At 55.3% G+C, this 15369-nt stretch carries 13 protein-coding genes; 5 read left to right on the forward strand and 8 right to left on the reverse strand.

Annotation, left to right across the window (positions count from 1 at the left end):
* Nucleotides 1-70: 70 nt before the first annotated feature.
* Together pgeF and rluD are read right to left on the reverse strand one after the other, a co-directional pair.
* A complete protein-coding gene (gene pgeF, locus LVJ78_RS08990; protein WP_132952015.1) occupies nucleotides 71-865 on the reverse strand; it encodes a peptidoglycan editing factor PgeF in 795 nt (264 codons plus the stop codon).
* Nucleotides 866-1044: 179 nt separating this feature from the next.
* Nucleotides 1045-2163, reverse strand: coding sequence for a 23S rRNA pseudouridine(1911/1915/1917) synthase RluD (gene rluD, locus LVJ78_RS08995; RefSeq protein WP_132952013.1), 1119 nt, complete (start codon nucleotides 2161-2163; stop codon nucleotides 1045-1047).
* On the opposite strand from rluD, the gene LVJ78_RS09000 reads away from it, so the two are divergent.
* Nucleotides 2162-2965 (forward strand): outer membrane protein assembly factor BamD, encoded by an 804-nt coding sequence (locus LVJ78_RS09000; RefSeq protein ID WP_132952011.1) that lies wholly within the window; start codon nucleotides 2162-2164, stop codon nucleotides 2963-2965. The two genes, rluD and LVJ78_RS09000, sit on opposite strands and share 2 nt — an antisense overlap.
* Before the next feature lie 72 nt (nucleotides 2966-3037).
* On the opposite strand, the gene LVJ78_RS09005 is transcribed toward LVJ78_RS09000, so the two are convergent.
* Nucleotides 3038-4078, reverse strand: a complete 1041-nt coding sequence (locus LVJ78_RS09005) for a zinc-dependent alcohol dehydrogenase family protein (RefSeq protein WP_132952009.1) — start codon at nucleotides 4076-4078, stop codon at nucleotides 3038-3040.
* Between the two features lie 295 nt (nucleotides 4079-4373).
* Here LVJ78_RS09005 and mutY point away from each other — a divergent pair, with 295 nt between their 5' ends.
* Nucleotides 4374-5432 (forward strand): A/G-specific adenine glycosylase, encoded by a 1059-nt coding sequence (gene mutY, locus LVJ78_RS09010; protein WP_132952005.1) that lies wholly within the window; start codon nucleotides 4374-4376, stop codon nucleotides 5430-5432.
* Nucleotides 5433-5718: 286 nt separating this feature from the next.
* Here mutY and grxB read toward each other — a convergent pair whose 3' ends face one another.
* Nucleotides 5719-6366 carry a glutaredoxin 2 gene (gene grxB, locus LVJ78_RS09015; protein ID WP_132952003.1) on the reverse strand — a complete coding sequence of 216 codons (648 nt, stop codon included), beginning with the start codon at nucleotides 6364-6366 and terminating at the stop codon, nucleotides 5719-5721.
* Nucleotides 6367-6567: 201 nt separating this feature from the next.
* Here grxB and LVJ78_RS09020 point away from each other — a divergent pair, with 201 nt between their 5' ends.
* A complete protein-coding gene (locus tag LVJ78_RS09020; protein ID WP_132952001.1) occupies nucleotides 6568-8781 on the forward strand; it encodes a RelA/SpoT family protein in 2214 nt (737 codons plus the stop codon).
* A gap of 75 nt (nucleotides 8782-8856) precedes the next feature.
* Here LVJ78_RS09020 and LVJ78_RS09025 read toward each other — a convergent pair whose 3' ends face one another.
* The 4 genes from LVJ78_RS09025 to LVJ78_RS09040 form a co-directional block, all read right to left on the reverse strand.
* A complete protein-coding gene (locus tag LVJ78_RS09025) occupies nucleotides 8857-9132 on the reverse strand; it encodes a type II toxin-antitoxin system RelE family toxin (protein WP_132951999.1) in 276 nt (91 codons plus the stop codon).
* The gene (locus LVJ78_RS09030; protein WP_132951997.1) at nucleotides 9086-9370 is read right to left on the reverse strand and encodes a type II toxin-antitoxin system Phd/YefM family antitoxin; all 285 of its coding nucleotides are present in this window, start codon (nucleotides 9368-9370) and stop codon (nucleotides 9086-9088) included. The genes LVJ78_RS09025 and LVJ78_RS09030 overlap by 47 nt, the downstream gene beginning before the upstream one ends.
* Nucleotides 9363-9935 carry a hypothetical protein gene (locus LVJ78_RS09035; RefSeq protein ID WP_132951995.1) on the reverse strand — a complete coding sequence of 191 codons (573 nt, stop codon included), beginning with the start codon at nucleotides 9933-9935 and terminating at the stop codon, nucleotides 9363-9365. Before LVJ78_RS09035 ends, LVJ78_RS09030 begins: the two co-directional genes overlap by 8 nt.
* Nucleotides 9936-10336: 401 nt before the next feature.
* The gene (locus tag LVJ78_RS09040; RefSeq protein WP_132951993.1) at nucleotides 10337-11719 is read right to left on the reverse strand and encodes a phosphomannomutase/phosphoglucomutase; all 1383 of its coding nucleotides are present in this window, start codon (nucleotides 11717-11719) and stop codon (nucleotides 10337-10339) included.
* A gap of 260 nt (nucleotides 11720-11979) precedes the next feature.
* Between LVJ78_RS09040 and LVJ78_RS09045 the strand changes: the two genes are divergently transcribed.
* Both LVJ78_RS09045 and LVJ78_RS09050 read left to right on the forward strand, forming a co-directional pair.
* The gene (locus tag LVJ78_RS09045) at nucleotides 11980-12879 is read left to right on the forward strand and encodes a cation diffusion facilitator family transporter (RefSeq protein WP_132951991.1); all 900 of its coding nucleotides are present in this window, start codon (nucleotides 11980-11982) and stop codon (nucleotides 12877-12879) included.
* A 137-nt stretch (nucleotides 12880-13016) separates the two neighbouring features.
* Nucleotides 13017-15362: a DUF1963 domain-containing protein gene (locus tag LVJ78_RS09050; protein ID WP_165870879.1), complete on the forward strand. Its 2346-nt coding sequence runs from the start codon at nucleotides 13017-13019 to the stop codon at nucleotides 15360-15362.
* Nucleotides 15363-15369: the final 7 nt, after the last annotated feature.

Here is a 15369-nt window from a genome sequence, read left to right on the forward strand (position 1 = left end):
AATAAATAAAGGCCGTCTGAAACTTTCAGACGGCCTATTCTGCTGATCAACACAACCCGTGCCGCAAACCTCAACCTTCCGGCTTTTCCAGCCAAATCAGGCTCACCATGCGGCCGGTTTGGCCGTCGCGGCGGTAAGAGAAAAACGTGTCGCGCTCGAGCACCGTGCAATGCGTGCCGCCGTAAATCTGCGTCACGCCCTCGCGTTGCAGCCGCAGCCGCGCCAGCGCATAAATATCGGCCAAATACTTGCCGCCGCCAATCGGCTCGAATGCGGCTTCGGCTTGCGGCAGCGGCAGGCAGAATGTGTCGAACACATCCTGCCCCACTTCAAACGCATCCGGGCCGATGGCAGGGCCCAGATAAGCCATGATTTCCGCCGCCGGCACGCCCATAGCGGCCACGGTGTTTTCCAACACACCCGCCGCCAACCCGCGCCAGCCGGCATGCGCCGCGCCCACCACGGTGCCGGCGCGGTCGCAAAAAAGCACCGGCAGGCAATCGGCCGTCATCACCGCGCAGGCGGCCGCACCGCTGCGGTCGACGGCGGCATCGGCATCCGGCGCGGTGTGCACACTTTGCGCGGCTTCCACCACATCGGGGCTGTGAATCTGATTGAGATAAGCCACCGGCCGCCCTGCTTCGGCCGCCACGAGCGCCCGATTATGTGCCACATCGGCAGGCGCATCGCCCACATGCGCGCCCACATTCAAGCCGGCAAAAGGCGCTCTGCTCACACCGCCTTTGCGGGTGGTGAGCAGCGTTTTCACCTGCGCCGGTGCCGGCCAATCGGCGCGCAAAAACGGTGTGTCGTATTGCGGCAGGCCGATGGCGGCGTTTAAATCCAGATTCAGTTTTTGGCTCATGTTGTGCTTTCGCGGTTTCAGACGGCCTTGTATCTATCGGCTTTTTATCAACAAAACGAAAGGCCGTCTTATACCAATTCAAAAAAGTAAGCTAACAAGGCGGAAGCCTGCGACAGTACAGATAGTACGGCAAGGCGAGACAACGAAGTTAGGTTATTTTTTTGGATTGGTATGAAAAGTTAATCTTTCACATACATCACTTCAACATCATAATCGTCGTCGTCCCAATCATCATCGTCATCGTCGATTTTGTTTTGCCATTCTACTTCGTTGCTCAGCGAAGAATCCAACCCGGCTTCGAGGCGCAGCACCGACAATAAATGATACATATCGTCCGGAATCGGCGCTTCAAACTGCACGGTTTCGCCCGTTTGCGGGTGCACAAAGCTCAAGCGGTAAGCGTGCAGCGCCTGGCGCGCCAGCCCTTTCACTGCGTCTTTGGCCACATCGGAGCAGGCATGGCGCGGGTTGCCATACACCGCATCGCCCGCGAGCGGGTGGTTGGCTTCGCGCATGTGCACGCGGATTTGGTGGGTGCGGCCGGTTTCCAGCGCGCATTCGATATAGCTGTGCGCCGGATAGCGCTCCAGCACTTTCACATGCGTAACCGCCTCTTTGCCGCCGAATTTCACCACCGCCATTTTCAGGCGGTTGTGCGGGTCGCGTCCGATTAAGGTGTCGATTTTGCCGTCAAACGGCACCACGCCGTTGGCCACGGCGCGATAAATGCGCTTCACCGTGCGCGCCTGCAATTGCTGCACCAGATGGTTTTGCGCCGGCAGCGTTTTGGCCACCACCATCAGACCGCTGGTGTCTTTATCGAGCCGGTGCACAATGCCGGCGCGCGGAATCTGCGCCAGCGCGGGGTTGTGTGCCAAAAGGCCGTTGAGCAGCGTGCCGCTCCAATTGCCTGCTGCCGGGTGCACCACCATGCCGGCGGGCTTATTGAGCACCATCACGCTGTCGTCTTCGTAGATAATGTCCAAATCCATCGGCTCGGGCGTAAATGCCAGCACTTCTTCGCTCTGCGGCACCGCCACTTCGATGCGCTCCGCGCCCACCAGCTTATCTTTCGGCTGCGCGGCGCGGCCGTTTACCTTAACCGCGCCCTCTTTAATCCAGCCGGTGAGGCGGCTGCGCGAATAATCGGGCAGCATTTTGGCCAAAGCCGCATCCAGCCGCAAACCGGCCAAATCCACCGGCACAGTTAAATTTATGCAACTTTCTGCATCAGGGGCTGCCGAAAAAGCCAAATCATCGTTATAATCGGCTTCATTGTCAAAGGAAGTGTTTTGCATGAAAAAAATTCTTTTAGTAGTTACCCTGGGCTTGGCGCTGGCCGGCTGCGCTAACACCGGCACCATCGATAAAGATGCGCAGATGACCCAGGATTGGACGGTGGATCGTCTCTACACCGAAGCGCAAGACGAATTAAACAGCAACAATTATACGCGAGCTGTCAAGTTATACGAAATTTTGGAATCGCGCTTCCCCAACGGCCGCCACGCCCAGCAAGCACAGCTCGACACCGCCTATGCTTATTATAAAGACGATGAGCCGGCTAAAGCGCTGGCCGCCATCGAGCGTTTCCAGCGCATGTATCCGCAGCATCCGAATATGGATTATGCCCTTTATCTCAAAGGCTTGGTGCTCTTTAACGAAGACCAATCCTTCCTCAACCGCTTGGCTTCGCAAGATTGGTCCGACCGCGACCCCAAAGCCAACCGCGAAGCTTATCAGGCTTTTGCCGAACTGGTGCAACGTTATCCCGACAGCCGCTACGCGCCCGACGCCACCGAGCGCATGGCCAAGCTTGTAGACGCTTTGGGCGGCAACGAAATCGCCGTGGCCCGCTATTATATGCGCCGCGGCGCTTATCTGGCGGCCAACAATCGCGCCCAAAAAGTGGTGCAGCAATATCAAAACACCCGCTTTGTGGAAGAAGCGCTGGCGATTATGGCGCAGTCTTACCAGCACATAAACCAGCCGCAGCTGGCCGAAGACACCCGCCGCATTTTGGCGCAAAACTTCCCCAACAGCCCCTATCTCACCCAAGCTTGGAAAGCCGACACCATGCCTTGGTGGCGCTATTGGAAATAAAACACCGCCGGCAAACAAACAGGCCGTCTGAAAAAAGTTTTCAGACGGCCTGTTGCTCATTCAGCCAAACTTTTATTCATTCACCAACACCACTTTCATCGCGCCGTTTTCAGCCGCGTGTTTGAACACATCATAAGCCTCTTCCAGCTCGCTGAGCTTGAAACGGTGGGTGAGCATGGCAGTGAAATCCACCGGGCTCGTGGAAATGGCTTTGAGCAGCATTTCGGTGGTGTTGGAATTCACCAAGCCGGTGGTGATGGCGAGGTTTTTAATCCACAAACGCTCGAGGTTGAAATCCACCGGCTTGCCGTGCACGCCCACCACGGCGATGTGGCCGCCGGCTTTTACCATATCTTGGCACATCGCCCAAGTGGCGGGCACGCCCACGGCTTCGATGGCGCAATCCACGCCGTCTTCGCCCACAATAGCTTTTACTTTGGCCGCCACATCGCCATCGCTCGGGTTGATGGTGTGGGTGGCGCCGAGCGCTTTGGCCATTTTGAGGCGGTTTTCATCCATATCACACACAATAATCACCGACGGGCTGTAAAACTGCGCCGTCACCAACACGCCCATGCCCACGGGGCCGGCGCCGGCGATAAACACGGTGTCACCCGGCTTCACATCGCCGTATTGCACGCCGATTTCATGGCCGGTGGGCAGCACATCGCTCAAGAGCAAGGCGATTTCATCGTCTACATTTTCCGGCAGCGGAATCAGGCTGTTGTCTGCAAACGGCGTGCGTACATATTCGGCCTGTGTGCCGTCGATCATATAACCCAGAATCCAGCCGCCGTTGCGGCAATGTGAATAAAGCTGCTTTTTGCAGTTGTCGCACGAGCAGCACTTGCTCACGCATGAAATGATAACTTTATCGCCTTTTTTGATGTTTTTCACCGCAGCGCCCACTTCTTCGACGATGCCCACGCCTTCATGGCCGAGAATGCGCCCGTCGGCCACTTCCGGATTTTTGCCTTTCCAAATGCCCAAATCGGTGCCGCAGATGGTGGTTTTCACAATGCGCACCACGGCATCGGTGGGATCGATAATTTGCGGCTTGGGCTTCTCTTCCAAACGAATATCGTTGGCGGCGTGATAGACCATGGCTTTCATATTGCTTTCCTTTCTCCGGGTAGATGCCGGCAGCATAGCTGCTTGCAATAAAATGATAGCTTCAGTGTAGGCCAAAGCTTATTTTAAAGTCAAATTACTTTTATATTTCAAATTGTTATTATATAACACAGGCCGTCTGAAAACGCGTTTTGCTGCGCCGGCACAGGCTTGAGCTTTCGCCATATTGCGAAATCAGGAGAAAAGCGATGCCAACAAAACACGCTTATCCGCCGCCGCACTTTTTTATTCATTTCACGCTACAATACGCGCTTTCTTTCAGACGGCCTGCCCACCGATGATTTCTCCTACCGATTTTTCCCGACGCCTGATTGCCTGGCAGCGCCAGCATGGCCGCCACCATCTGCCTTGGCAGGTGCGCGAGCCTTATCGGGTGTGGCTCTCGGAAATCATGTTGCAGCAAACCCAAGTGGCCACCGTGCTCGATTATTACCCGCGCTTTATCGCCCGCTTTCCCGATGTGGCCGCGCTGGCCGCCGCGCCGCAAGATGATGTGCTCAATTTGTGGGCAGGCCTGGGCTACTACAGCCGCGCCCGCAATCTGCACAAGGCCGCCAAGCAAGTGGTGCATGATTTCGGCGGCGCGTTTCCGCCGCAGCGCCAAGCTTTGGAAACGCTGTGCGGCGTGGGCAGAAGCACGGCCGCCGCGATTGCCGCCTTTGCCTTTCACGGGCGCGAAGCGATTCTGGACGGCAATGTGAAGCGCGTGCTCTGCCGCGTGTTTGCACAAGATGGCAATCCGGCCGATAAAAAATTCGAGCAGGCTTTATGGGCGCTGGCCGAAAGCCTGCTGCCGCCTGAAAATGAAAATATGCCCGCCTACACGCAAGGGCTGATGGATTTGGGCGCCACCGTGTGCAAACGCAGCAAGCCTTTGTGCGCGCAATGCCCGATGGCCGACGGCTGCCTGGCCAAAGCGCAAAACCGCATTGCCGATTTGCCGCGCAAAAAAGAAGCGGCCGAGGTGAAAACCCTGCCGCTTTATTGGCTGCTGCTGCGCAACCGAAAAGGCGCGCTGCTGCTGGAAAAGCGGCCGCAAAAAGGCATTTGGGGCGGCCTTTACTGCGTGCCCTGCTTCGAATCGCTCAGCGATATGCACCGCTTTGCCGCACAACACGGCATCGCTTCAGACGGCCTCGAAGAAGCCCCCGCGCTCACCCACCGCCTCACCCACCGCCTGCTGCTGATTACGCCGTTTGCCGGCCGCACCGACAGGCCGTCTGAAAGCCGGCACGAGGGCAACGGCTTATGGCTGCTTGAATCGGAATGGGCCGATTATGGTTTGCCCAAACCTTTGCAGAATTATCTGCGCCGCGCACAAGGCGATTTGTTTTGAATTTGAAAGGCCGTCTGAAACGTAAGAATGATGAGCTTTGTCAAACCAAAGCGTCATCCTACGCATGGCACACAGATGCCGTCTGAAAGGTTTCAGACGGCATCGTTTATTTTCCGCATTCAAGGCGGACAGCGCAGGCGGGTAGGTTGAGTTGTCAACCCAACCTACGCCGTTGTGGAATGCAGTTTCCTGCCACTTTTTCTTGCACTTCGCTATCAAATCGTACGCATGACGACAGATGCCGTCTGAAAGCTTTCAGACGGCCTTTCAAGCTGCCTTTAAAAAATCACAAAGCCCGATCGAAATAAAGCGGCACCGCGCTTTTTTCGCTCATCGCCAGCGTGTAGGCCAGCACCTTGGGCGGCATTTCCAACCCGCGCACCATGGTGAGGTTGCGCAGCACCGGAAAAATCAAAATATCTTCTATGCCCAATTCGCCGGCGAAAGCCTCGGGCGATTGCACCAGCGCTTCGAGTTCGGCCAAATGCGTGTGCACGCGTGCCAGGTATTTTTTGGTGTTGGCCAGATTGGTGTCGAAATTGCCGATGGTTTTTTCTTTTTTGCGCACAAAATAATCCATTGCCGCCTGCGTGGCAAATTCGGGCAAACCCAGCTTGATGTCGCGCGGCTGCACGAGCTTGTTGTAATACTCATTAACTTCGTCATACCACGTTTGCACTTCGACTCGAACGGCTTCGTTCAAGCGCTCTTTGCCCGCATATTCATCAATAAAGCGCACAATATCCAGGCTCTCGCCCATCGCCGTGCCGTCGGGCTTGATTAAAATCGGCACCTGTTTGGCGCCAATCAAGCCGATGGGCGTATCTTCATCATCGTTGAGCAACACTTCTTCATCCACCGCCACATCGCGCAAGCCGAAAATCATGCGCGCGCGCACGCAAAACGGGCAATGATCGTAAATATAAAGCTTCATCGCAACACCTTTCATTTTATAAACATCTTTATAAACATCGAAACTTGTTTACCTTAGCACTTTAGGCCGTCTGAAACAACGCCCGCCTGCGGCAACGCTCAAAATCACCGCAAAGCATATCGAAGCGCGGCAAAAGTTATAAAATAGCCGGCACAAATTTGCTACAATAGCCTCTCTTCATCAGCCCAATCGAGAATCGCAATGGCCAGCATCCGACAAGCGCCCAGCAGCATCGCCCCCAATCTGGACCACTACCGGCCGTGGTTTGACACCTATCTTGCCAAGCTGCCCGAAGCCGATGCCAAGCTGCTGCAAAACGCACTTTCGCTGGCCGAAGCCCATTACCCTGCCGATGCGCTCACCCCCAACGGCGAGCCCTTACTGAGCAACCTCTTGGGCGCTGCCGAAATGGTGGCCGATATGGATTTGCTGCCCGATGCCGTGGCCGCCACCTTGCTCACCGATATTTCCAGCTATTGCCCGAGCTGGCAGGAAAAAACCACCGAAGCGTGCAATGCCGACATCGCCTCTTTGGTCAAAGGCATCGATGAAGTGCAAAAGCTCACCCATTTTGCCAAAGTCGACAGCCTCGCTACGCCCGAAGAGCGTGCCGAGCAGGCCGAAACCATGCGTAAAATGCTGCTGGCGATGGTGAGCGACATCCGCGTGGTGCTCATCAAGCTGGCGCTGCGCACCCGCACCATGCAATTTATCGGCACCCAGCCCGACAGCCCCGAAAAGCGCGCGCTGGCCAAAGAAACGCTCGATATTTTCGCGCCGCTGGCCAACCGTTTGGGCGTGTGGCAGCTCAAATGGCAGCTCGAAGATTTGGGCTTTCGCCACCAAAACCCCGAAGAGTATAAAAAAATCGCCCGCCTGCTCGATGAAAAACGCACCGAGCGGCTCGAATATATCGAAAATTTCCTCAACGCCCTGCGCACCGAGCTGGATAAATACGGCATCCGCTATGATGTGGCCGGCCGCCCCAAGCATATTTATTCCATTTACAAAAAAATGGTTAAGAAAAAGCTCGATTTCGACGGCCTTTACGACATCCGCGCCGTGCGCATTTTGGTGGACTCCGTGCCCGAGTGCTACACCACATTAGGCCTTGTGCACAGCCTGTGGCAGCCGATACCGGGCGAATTTGACGACTACATCGCCTACCCCAAAGGCAACGGCTACAAAAGCCTGCACACCGTGGTGGTGGGGCCGGAAGACAAAGGCGTGGAAGTGCAGATCCGCACGTTCGACATGCACCAATTCAACGAATTCGGCGTGGCCGCCCACTGGCGCTACAAAGAAGGCGGCAAGGGCGACGGCGCTTACGAGCAGAAAATCGCCTGGCTGCGCCAATTGCTCGACTGGCGCGAAAACATGGCCGACAACGACCGCGAAGATTTGGCCAGCGCCTTTCGCACCGAGCTTTTCAACGACACCATTTACGTGCTCACCCCGCACGGCAAAGTGCTGTCGCTTCCCGTGGGCGCCACCCCCATCGACTTTGCCTACGCCCTGCACAGCAGCGTGGGCGACCGCTGCCGCGGCGCCAAAGTGGAAGGCCAGATTGTGCCGCTTTCCACCCCGCTCGAAAACGGCCAACGGGTGGAAATCATCACCGCCAAAGAAGGCTCGCCCTCGGTAAACTGGCTTTATGAAGGCTGGGTAAAAAGCCCACGCGCCATCAGCAAAATCCGTGCCTTTATCCGCCAGCAAAACGCCGACGCCGTGCGCGAAAACGGCCGCAACCAATTTGAAAAACAAATCGCCAAAATCTCGCCCAAACCCAATCTGCAAGATTTATCGGAAAAGCTCGGTTTCAAAAAAATCGACGAGCTCTACAGCGCCGTGGGCCAGGGCGAAATATCGGCGCGCGCCATTCAAAAAGCCTGCGGCGCGCTTAACGAGCCGCCGCCCGCGCCGGTGAGCGAAACCAGCATCGTCAAGCAATCGAAAATCAAAAAAACCGGCAAAAGCGGCGTGCTCATCGATGGCGAAGACGGCCTGATGACCACCTTGGCCAAATGCTGCAAACCCGCACCGCCCGACCAGATTATCGGCTTTGTCACCCGCGAGCGCGGCATTTCGGTGCACCGTCAAAGCTGCCCCTCTTTCCAATATCTGGCCGAACAATCGCCCGACAAAGTGCTGCCCGCAAGCTGGGCCGGCCTTTCAGACGGCCAAGTGTTTGCCGTGGATTTGGAAATCCGCGCACAAGACCGCGGCGGCTTGTTGCGCGATGTGTCCGACACGCTCGCCCGCCACAAGCTCAACGTCACCGCCGTGCAAACCCAATCACGCGATCTGGAAGCCAGCATGCGCTTCACCGTGGAAGTAAAACAAGTAAACGAATTGCCGCGCGTGCTCGCCAGCCTGGCCGAGGTGAAAGGCGTGTTGAGCGTGACACGACTGTGAAGATGCGGCAAACAAAGGCCGTCTGAAAAGCTTTCAGACGGCCTTTGTCTTGATACCCATCAAACAGTAAAAGGCTTAACCCAATCGTCCGTAAATGGTATCTCTGCGCCCCACGGCAACCACTATGACCACCACCCTGCCATCGTTCACTTCATACAGCAAACGGAATCCGCTCGAGCGCAATTTAATTTTATACAAATCTTTATACTTGGCACCGTGTAGCTTGTTTCCCGGGATGCGGGGGCTTTCCAAAACCTTTTCCAATTTTTTCAAAAATTGTTCCGCAATATCCGGACTGAGCTTATCAAATTCTTTCAGTGCTTTTTTGCTGAATTCTAGTTCGTAATTCATCAATAGAAACTTTCACAACAGGGTCATTTTCCCGCTCTATCGCAAGTTTCACCAAATCCTGATCTTCCAAAATATCAAGCATTTTTTCATACAGGCGGGCAGGAACACAGTAAAATGCAGGCGTATTGCGGTTTAAAATCGCCACTGGCTCGCCATTTGCATTACCAACGGTTTCCATCGGATTTTTTTTCAGATCACTGATACTTGCCACATAACGGCTGAATATTTGTTTAATCATGATAAAGCTCCTGATTATTGTATAAAGGAGTATTGAACCGGGCAGTCAAAAGCATCAATCTGATAATTGGTCGAACGTTAAAAATTTCCTGATTGTTTTGCTTAATGGGTATCAAATTAGCAGGTTGCTTTTGCTCTACCTTTTTTACAAACAACTTTCTCAAAATCATCAAACCGTAATCTTTTATTACTGTTTTCCGTATTGTCTCCAAAGAATCCCAATATTGATAAAAACAGCAAATTCCATACTCAGCATGTAAAAAAGCCGAAAGCTTCTCTCTATTCTCTAGGTTTTCCAGGAATATCTCTTCCAACAAATTATATATTTTACGCGGATACAGCATAAGCGGTTCAAATATAAACCTTCCGAAACCATCATTATATTTATTGAATGATATCAACTCATTAAATTCTACTGATTCCAATCTATGAAACCACATACTACCACCTAAAATTTTTTTAAAAGGTCTTTTAATAATACCTTTGAAAGCTTTATTATGCAAGCCTATGAAACAGCAAACGTAGATACGATTAGCTTTGTCAAAACAAAGCGTAATCGTGCGCATGACACTCAGATGCCGTCTGAAACATTTTTTTCAGACGGCATCGCTTTGTTTGGCGCATTCAAGGCGAGCTAATGCAGTTAGATTATTTTCAGATTTGGCACAAAGGCCGTCTGAAAGCTTTTCAGGCGGCCTTTGTACACCGCTATAAAATCAATACACCCTGCACGAAAAAAGCCGCCGGCGCTTTAGGGTCTGTTCACATTTCATCACGCGGCAATCTTTTGGCTCAAAAACGCGCCTGCTGCGTTGAAAATGCTCGCAAGGTGTTCAACCTTGCTGTGCTTTTCGCCTTGCAGCCACGCTTTTGCGCTCAAAATCTTACTCGCGGATGAATTGTGAACAGACCCTAGGGTATCCTAGCAAACCGACGGCTTTTACCGCTTCAATCAATCCAACAGCCTTTACAGCGGCCAGCGCAAGCCCGGGTAGCTTTCCACCACGGCTTTAAACTGGTTTTGAATACGCGCAATGGCTTCATCGCTGTCGGCTTCAAAGCGCAACACCAGCACCGGCGTGGTGTTGGAAGCGCGCATCAGGCCGAAGCCGTCGGGGTATTCCACGCGCAGGCCGTCGATGGTGATGATTTCGTCGCTGCCGGCAAATTGCGCCGTTTGCGCCAGCTTCGCAATCACTTCGTGGCCGTTGCTGCCCTCGGCCAGATGAATGTTGAGCTCGGGTGTGGAAATGCTGTTGGGCAGCGCATTGAGCACGGCTGTGGGGCTGTCGAAAGCCGACAAGATTTCCAGCATGCGCGCGCCGGCATACATGCCGTCGTCAAAGCCGAACCAGCGCTCTTTGAAAAACACGTGGCCGCTCATTTCACCGGCCATCAGCGCGCCGTTTTTCTTCATCGAAGCTTTGATAAAGCTGTGGCCGGTTTTTTCCATCACCGGCTCGCCGCCGTGCTCACGAATCCACGGTGCCAGCAGGCGGGTGGATTTCACATCGTAAATCACTTTTGCGCCCGGGTTGCGGCTCAACACATCTTGTGCAAACAGCATCAATTGGCGATCGGGATAAATAATCTGCGCATCTTTGGTGACCACGCCCAAGCGGTCGCCGTCGCCGTCAAAGGCAAAGCCGATTTCCGCATCGCTCTCTTGCAGGGCGCGAATCAGATCTTGCAGGTTTTCCGGCTTGGCCGGATCGGGATGGTGGTTGGGGAAATGGCCGTCGACATCGCAAAAGAGCTCGGTCACTTCGCAGCCCAAAGCGCGATACAGATCGCCGGCAAAGGCACCGGCCACGCCGTTGCCCGCATCAATCACGATTTTCATCGGCCGCTTGAGCTTGATGTGGCCGACAATATGCGCCTGATATTCGGCGGCGATGTTTTTCTCGGTCACGCTGCCGGGCTTCGCGGAGGTGTTGAAGGCATCTTTTTCAATAATGGCCAACAAATCCTGAATCAGCTCGCCGGCCAATGTTTCGCCGCCCAACATCATTTTAAAGCCGTTATAATCGGGCGGATTGTGGCTGCCAGTGATCATCACGCCGCTGCCTTCGGAATGCTGCCAGGCTGCAAAATAAAGCATGGGCGTGGCCACCATGCCCACATTGAGCACATCGATGCCGCTCTCGGTGATGCCGCGCGTGAGGTTTTCCATCAATTCGGGGCCGCTGAGGCGGCCATCGCGACCCAGCGCAATTTGGCGGATATTTTTTTCTGCCGCCTGCGTGCCGATGGCGCGGCCAATCAGATAAGCCGCTTCGTTGGTGAGCGTTTTGCCGACGATACCGCGGATATCGTAGGCCTTGAAAATGTCGCGGGCGATGGTAGCCATAAGCAAATCCTTTGTTTTAATTGAGTGGTCAACCGAAAAGCGAATCTCTAAGAGCCTGTTCGCCATCTTGATTTGCAGCCGGTTTCAGCATGCAAACAACACAAGAAAAGATTGTAAACTGACTCTAAAATATTGTAACACAACGCCATAACGAAGCCAGCGTTTGCATGCGCTTCAGACGGCCTTAAGCATCAGATGTTTATACTGCATCAATATTGCTTTTGCTTTCATGCCAACACCCGCCCAAACGGAAACCTTTTATGGATACCAAACGTGAAACCCTGCTGCCGCTGGCCACTTATGCTTCAGTAGCCACCGCCATTTTGCTGGTGGGCTTGAAAACCTGGGCCTGGCTGGCCAGCGGCTCGGTGAGCCTTTTGGCCAGCTTGGTCGATTCGCTCACCGATTCGCTGGCCAGCATCGTGAATTTATTTGCCGTGCGGCTGGCTTTGCGCCCGGCCGATGACAACCACCCTTTCGGCCACGGCAAGGCCGAGAGCCTCTCGGCGCTGGCGCAATCGGCCTTTATCGGCGGCTCGGCGGTGTTTTTGCTGCTCAATGCCGTGGAGCGGCTCTTGCATCCGCAGCCTTTGCAGCAAACCACGCTGGGCATTGCCGTGATGTTGGTGTCGCTACTGCTCACGCTGGCGCTGGTGCTGTTTCAACGCTGGGTGTTGCGCCACGCGCAATCGCAAGCCGTGTCGGCCGATAGCCTGCATTATGTAACCGATTTCGCTTCCAATATCGTGGTGCTGGTGGCGCTGGTGCTGGCGGCTTGGGGCTGGCAGCGTGCCGATGCCGTGCTAGCGCTGCTTTTGGGCGGCTGGATTTTCTGGAGCGCCGCGAAAATTGCGATAGAAGCGGTAAACACCTTGATGGACAAAGCCCTGCCACCGGCCGATGTTGCCCGCATCGAAGCCGCCGCGCTAGCCGTTCCCGGCGTGCTCGGCCTCCACGATTTGCGCACCCGCCTCTCCGGTGCGCGCCATTTTATTCAAATGCATATTGATTTGGATGCGCGGCTGAACATTGTGGAAGCACACGATATCGCCGTGGCCGTGGCCGCACAGGTAAGGGCTTTATTTGAAGATGCGGAAGTGATGGTGCATCAAGATCCGGTTGAAGCAAACGGGCAAAGCGCCGGGCAAGGGGCCGTCTGAACGCATGCTTTCAGACGGCCTGCAAGCTGCCCTTTTGCCGCTAAAACCTATTGAATCAGAACATGATTTTATCATTCAATTGTGCTAAACTCCGGCACATTCATGATAGATACAGTATCACAACAAAAGGGGAAACCATGCTGAATCAATTAAAAGCCCATCTGAGCGCCGAGCAAATCGAGCGCATCGCCGCCAGCGCGCAAAACGTGTTGGCGCTCACCTTATCACCCGCGCCGGACTCATTGCCGCCCACCTCTTCACGCGTGGGCGGCATCGGCTATTGGCCGCAACAGCGCGATTACCCGCGCAATTGCCGCGGCCAGCCGCTGGCTTTGTTGGCGCAATTTAATCTGGCCGAGCTGCCGCCGCACCCGGCCTTGCCCGCCGCCGGCCTGCTGGCCTTTTACATCGACCCGTTTGATGACGGCTTGGGCATGGATTACGACAATCCCGACAACCGCAGCGGCATCGCCACCGTGTATTTTGCCGACACCGCCGCCGCCTCGCTCAGCCGCGCCGAGCAACGCGCCCTCTTTCCCGCCAACGCCTTTTACGAAGATGAAGACGGCGAACCGGAAACCTTGGCCGACCCCGAATTTCAAGCACGCTGGGCGGCAGACCCACAAGCCGAAATCCGCCGCTGGCTGGCGCTCAAAGCAGCCGTGGCGGCCAAAGTGGCCGATGCCGAGTTAAGCCGCTATTGGCAGCAGGAAGAAGCCGCCATGCTGGCCGCGTTGCCTGCATTTGTGGCTGAAATCGAGCAAAAAGAAGTGAACGACATCAGCGCCATCAGTGCGGCGGCATCACCGTGGCTGGCGCAAAGCGAAAAACGGGTGCTGGATTTAATGGCTTCCGGCGAGCACACCATGGCGCTGATGGATTGGTATATGCACGACACCGCGCTTTATGTGAATGGCGAGCCCGTGGCCGTTAATTCGGATTGGCAGCAAACCGATGAAGCTTTCCAGGCCGATTGGCAACACCACCCCGAAGCGCTGATACAAGGCTGGGCGGCGCGCAAAAACCATCTGGTCAAAGCCATCAACCATGCCGGATTAAACGAAGCTTGGCAGGCCGAACACAGCGCCATACTGAGCAACATCAAAGCGCGCATTGCCAGCCTCAACAAGCTTGAGCCCTTGCGCAATCCCGCGCAATTGGGGCAGGCGCTGGCGGCCTTGTGCCCGCGCAGCGAAGCGGCCATTATCGAATTGATGGGGCAGAGCCCTTATGTCGATTTATGGGCGCTGAGCGATGAAATGGACGATGCCGCCCTGCTCGACGCCATTGCCGGTGTGCGCAGCCAATCGCAATGGCAAGCCTATTGGCGCAGCCACCCGCAAGCCGTGCTGGAAGTGGATTGGCAAATGCAGGATGAATTGGTGGCCGCCTTTGGCGATGCCAAACTCAGCCAAACCTGGGCACAGGAGCGGGCAAAAATGCAGGCCGCGGCCGACACCTTGATTGCCCAAGGCGCCCTATTCGAGCAAGCCGAACAATTAGACATGCTGCTGGCCATGGCCATACCCGACACCGCCGCTGCCATGCAGGCGGCCATCAGCGCCGATGCCGACTTGCGGACGCGCATCAGCGGCTTGGAACGCACCATGCTCGGCGGGCGCATGGCGCGGCTGGCGGCGCATTTTCAGGCCGCCGGTTTGACTGTGGACGAAAGCACCGCCATGCCCGCGAATATCGCCCCCAGCCGCGAGCAGCTGCTGCAAGTGCGCGACTTATTCGGCATCTATGCCGACACCGACAGCGCCGACGATGAAAACGAAGCCGAAGCCGCCCAAGCGATTCTGCACACCTTTATCGCCGACAACGACCGCCAAGTCGCCGCGCTGGATGATGCCGAATTGAGCACACTGTGGTCGTCCGAGCGCGCCGTGCTGCTGCCGCAAATCGCCAGCATCCGCAGCCGCACCGACGCATTGATGCTGATTGGCAACCCCGTCGCCAGCGACCAACGCCTGTATGCATTGCAGCAAGAAATGAACCCCGCCAAAACCGCCTGCTGCCGCCAATTAATGCCGGAAATGCACACGCTCGCGGATGATGAATCCGCGCCTTACTGGGGGCATCCGGTGTCCGGCGAATACGCCGTTTCAGGCAGCCTGCAAAGCCAATATCTGCTGCACGACAGCTTTGAATTTGCGCAACACCACGGCGCGCCCTTATATCAATGGGCGCAGCAACAAGGCCTGAGCGACGATGCCATCGAAGCGATCGAAGCCATTATCAACCGCCAGCAAAGCAGCAACCATTTGATGGGCTACCCCTTCTTCACCCAAACCGATCCGCGCTATTACCATGCAGCAAAGCAGGAAGATATATTATTGTTCCAACTCGATTCCGCCGGCCACGGCAACGATGTGGATATTTTGTGGGGCGACAGCGGCGTGGGCGCGTTTTTTATCAACGCCGAAGATTTGGCGGGCGGGCATTTCGAGCGCAGCTGGTTTAATTGGGATTGCTATTAAAACAAAG

It is taken from the genome of Uruburuella suis (assembly GCF_022870845.1).
GTDB classification, from domain to species: Bacteria; Pseudomonadota; Gammaproteobacteria; order Burkholderiales; family Neisseriaceae; genus Neisseria; species Neisseria suis.

What these genes read in the sequence shown, in the direction of transcription:
- pgeF (WP_132952015.1), bottom strand. Translation starts at nt 865, where the DNA reads ATGAGCCAAAAACTGAATCTGGATTTAAACGCCGCCATCGGCCTGCCG.
- LVJ78_RS09000 (WP_132952011.1), top strand. Translation starts at nt 2,162, where the DNA reads ATGAAAAAAATTCTTTTAGTAGTTACCCTGGGCTTGGCGCTGGCCGGC.
- rluD (WP_132952013.1), bottom strand. Translation starts at nt 2,163, where the DNA reads ATGCAAAACACTTCCTTTGACAATGAAGCCGATTATAACGATGATTTG.
- LVJ78_RS09005 (WP_132952009.1), bottom strand. Translation starts at nt 4,078, where the DNA reads ATGAAAGCCATGGTCTATCACGCCGCCAACGATATTCGTTTGGAAGAG.
- mutY (WP_132952005.1), top strand. Translation starts at nt 4,374, where the DNA reads ATGATTTCTCCTACCGATTTTTCCCGACGCCTGATTGCCTGGCAGCGC.
- grxB (WP_132952003.1), bottom strand. Translation starts at nt 6,366, where the DNA reads ATGAAGCTTTATATTTACGATCATTGCCCGTTTTGCGTGCGCGCGCGC.
- LVJ78_RS09020 (WP_132952001.1), top strand. Translation starts at nt 6,568, where the DNA reads ATGGCCAGCATCCGACAAGCGCCCAGCAGCATCGCCCCCAATCTGGAC.
- LVJ78_RS09025 (WP_132951999.1), bottom strand. Translation starts at nt 9,132, where the DNA reads ATGAATTACGAACTAGAATTCAGCAAAAAAGCACTGAAAGAATTTGAT.
- LVJ78_RS09030 (WP_132951997.1), bottom strand. Translation starts at nt 9,370, where the DNA reads ATGATTAAACAAATATTCAGCCGTTATGTGGCAAGTATCAGTGATCTG.
- LVJ78_RS09035 (WP_132951995.1), bottom strand. Translation starts at nt 9,935, where the DNA reads ATGCGCACGATTACGCTTTGTTTTGACAAAGCTAATCGTATCTACGTT.
- LVJ78_RS09040 (WP_132951993.1), bottom strand. Translation starts at nt 11,719, where the DNA reads ATGGCTACCATCGCCCGCGACATTTTCAAGGCCTACGATATCCGCGGT.
- LVJ78_RS09045 (WP_132951991.1), top strand. Translation starts at nt 11,980, where the DNA reads ATGGATACCAAACGTGAAACCCTGCTGCCGCTGGCCACTTATGCTTCA.
- LVJ78_RS09050 (WP_165870879.1), top strand. Translation starts at nt 13,017, where the DNA reads ATGCTGAATCAATTAAAAGCCCATCTGAGCGCCGAGCAAATCGAGCGC.